The organism is Cupriavidus sp. D384, assembly GCF_001652915.1.
Classification (GTDB): Bacteria; Pseudomonadota; Gammaproteobacteria; order Burkholderiales; family Burkholderiaceae; genus Cupriavidus.
In genome coordinates, this window is the sequence record NZ_BBQI01000033.1 from 1 (window position 1) to 3,170 (window position 3,170).

The following is a 3,170-nucleotide window of genomic DNA, read 5'->3' on the forward strand; positions in this document are numbered from 1 at the left end:
GGGCTTGGGGGTTCTGGGTATAAGAGCCTGGCGATGACCTACTTTCACACGGGTAGTCCGCACTATCATCGGCGCAAAGTCGTTTCACGGTCCTGTTCGGGATGGGAAGGGGTGGTTCCAACTCGCTATGGTCACCAGGCATTGAGGGGTTGCCGCACTGACCGACGTCAGCGCAGCGAATCGGGGTGTAGTAAAGAGGTTGTGCTTGTATGCCTTCGGCACACGCGGACTCTCGTCCAACCAGGTCAAACACACTGGTTATAGGATCAAGCCTTACGGGCAATTAGTACTGGTTAGCTTAACGCATTACTGCGCTTCCACACCCAGCCTATCAACGTCCTGGTCTCGAACGACCCTTCAAGGAGGTCAAGCCTCCAGGGAATCCTCATCTTCAGGCGAGTTTCCCGCTTAGATGCTTTCAGCGGTTATCTCTTCCGTACATAGCTACCCTGCGATGCCTCTGGCGAGACAACAGGTACACCAGCGGTACGTCCACTCCGGTCCTCTCGTACTAGGAGCAGCCCCCGTCAAGATTCCAACGCCCACGGCAGATAGGGACCAAACTGTCTCACGACGTTTTAAACCCAGCTCACGTACCTCTTTAAATGGCGAACAGCCATACCCTTGGGACCGGCTACAGCCCCAGGATGAGATGAGCCGACATCGAGGTGCCAAACACCGCCGTCGATATGAACTCTTGGGCGGTATCAGCCTGTTATCCCCAGAGTACCTTTTATCCGTTGAGCGATGGCCCTTCCATTCAGAACCACCGGATCACTATGTCCTGCTTTCGCACCTGCTCGACTTGTCGGTCTCGCAGTTAAGCACGCTTTTGCCATTGCACTTTAGGTACGATGTCCGACCGTACCAAGCGTACCTTCGAACTCCTCCGTTACACTTTGGGAGGAGACCGCCCCAGTCAAACTGCCTACCATGCACTGTCCCCGACCCGGATTCACGGGCCAAGGTTAGAACCTCAAACAAACCAGGGTGGTATTTCAAGGACGGCTCCACGTGAACTAGCGTCCACGCTTCAAAGCCTCCCACCTATCCTACACAGATCGGTTCAAAGTCCAATGCAAAGCTACAGTAAAGGTTCATGGGGTCTTTCCGTCTAGCCGCGGGGAGATTGCATCATCACAAACACTTCAACTTCGCTGAGTCTCGGGAGGAGACAGTGTGGCCATCGTTACGCCATTCGTGCAGGTCGGAACTTACCCGACAAGGAATTTCGCTACCTTAGGACCGTTATAGTTACGGCCGCCGTTTACCGGGACTTCAATCAAGAGCTTGCACCCCATCATTTAATCTTCCGGCACCGGGCAGGCGTCACACCCTATACGTCCACTTTCGTGTTTGCAGAGTGCTGTGTTTTTATTAAACAGTCGCAGCCACCATTTTATTGCAACCCCTTCACCCTTCTGGCGCAGGCCAGTCAAGCTACCAGGGCGTACCTTATCCCGAAGTTACGGTACCAATTTGCCGAGTTCCTTCTCCCGAGTTCTCTCAAGCGCCTTAGAATACTCATCTCGCCCACCTGTGTCGGTTTGCGGTACGGTCTCGTATGACTGAAGCTTAGAGGCTTTTCTTGGAACCACTTCCGATTGCTTCGCAGCATAAAGCCGCTCGCCCCACATCCTTGAATTCCGCGCCCGGATTTGCCTAAGCGCCTTCTCCAATGCAGGGACCGGGACTTCCAACACCCGGACAACCTTCCGCGATCCGTCCCCCCATCGCATCATACGACGGTGCAGGAATATTAACCTGCTTCCCATCAGCTACGCATCTCTGCCTCGCCTTAGGGGCCGACTCACCCTACGCCGATGAACGTTGCGTAGGAAACCTTGGGCTTACGGCGAGGGGGCCTTTCACCCCCTTTATCGCTACTCATGTCAGCATTCGCACTTCTGATACCTCCAGCATCCTTTACAAGACACCTTCACAGGCTTACAGAACGCTCTCCTACCACGCACTTGCGTGCGTCCGCAGCTTCGGTATATAGCTTAGCCCCGTTACATCTTCCGCGCAGGACGACTCGATCAGTGAGCTATTACGCTTTCTTTAAAGGGTGGCTGCTTCTAAGCCAACCTCCTGACTGTTTTAGCCTTCCCACTTCGTTTCCCACTTAGCTATATTTGGGGACCTTAGCTGGCGGTCTGGGTTGTTTCCCTCTTGACACCGGACGTTAGCACCCGATGTCTGTCTCCCGTGATTGCACTCTTCGGTATTCGGAGTTTGCTATGGCGGGGTAATCAGCAATAGACCCCCCAACCATGACAGTGCTCTACCCCCGAAGGTGAGACACGAGGCACTACCTAAATAGTTTTCGGAGAGAACCAGCTATTTCCAGATTTGTTTAGCCTTTCACCCCTATCCACAGCTCATCCCCTAACTTTTCAACGTTAGTGGGTTCGGTCCTCCAGTACGTGTTACCGCACCTTCAACCTGGCCATGGATAGATCATCTGGTTTCGGGTCTACACCCAGCGACTCAACGCCCTGTTCGGACTCGCTTTCGCTACGCCTTCCCTAATCGGTTAAGCTTGCCACTGAATGTAAGTCGCTGACCCATTATACAAAAGGTACGCCGTCACCCGTTTCCAGGCTCCGACTGTTTGTATGCATGCGGTTTCAGGATCTATTTCACTCCCCTCCCGGGGTTCTTTTCGCCTTTCCCTCACGGTACTGGTTCACTATCGGTCGATCACGAGTATTTAGCCTTGGAGGATGGTCCCCCCATCTTCAGACAGGATTTCACGTGTCCCGCCCTACTTGTCGCACACCTAGTTCCACAAATCTGTTTTCGCATACAGGGCTATCACCTGCTATGGCCGGGCTTTCCATCCCGTTTTGCTAACAGTTCTGCTAAAGAGTGCAAGGCTCTTCCCATTTCGTTCGCCACTACTCTGGGAATCTCGGTTGATTTCTGTTCCTGCAGCTACTTAGATGTTTCAGTTCGCCGCGTTCGCTTCCCTGACCTATGTATTCAGTCAGGGATGACCCATTCGGGCCGGGTTTCCCCATTCGGACATCTCCGGATCAAAGCTTGTTTGCCAGCTCCCCGAAGCTTTTCGCAGGCTACCGCGTCCTTCATCGCCTGTGATCGCCAAGGCATCCACCACATGCACTTGTTCGCTTGACCCTATAACGAGTGTGTCTAACGTTTCCGTT

Annotated in this window: 2 rRNA genes; both read right to left on the reverse strand. The window is 53.5% G+C overall.

Annotation, left to right across the window (positions count from 1 at the left end):
- Positions 1-25 precede the first annotated feature (25 nt).
- Positions 26-139, reverse strand: a 5S ribosomal RNA gene (rrf, locus tag A9J21_RS11630).
- Positions 140-262: 123 nt separating this feature from the next.
- A 23S ribosomal RNA gene (locus A9J21_RS11635) occupies positions 263-3,141 on the reverse strand.
- Positions 3,142-3,170 lie beyond the last annotated feature (29 nt).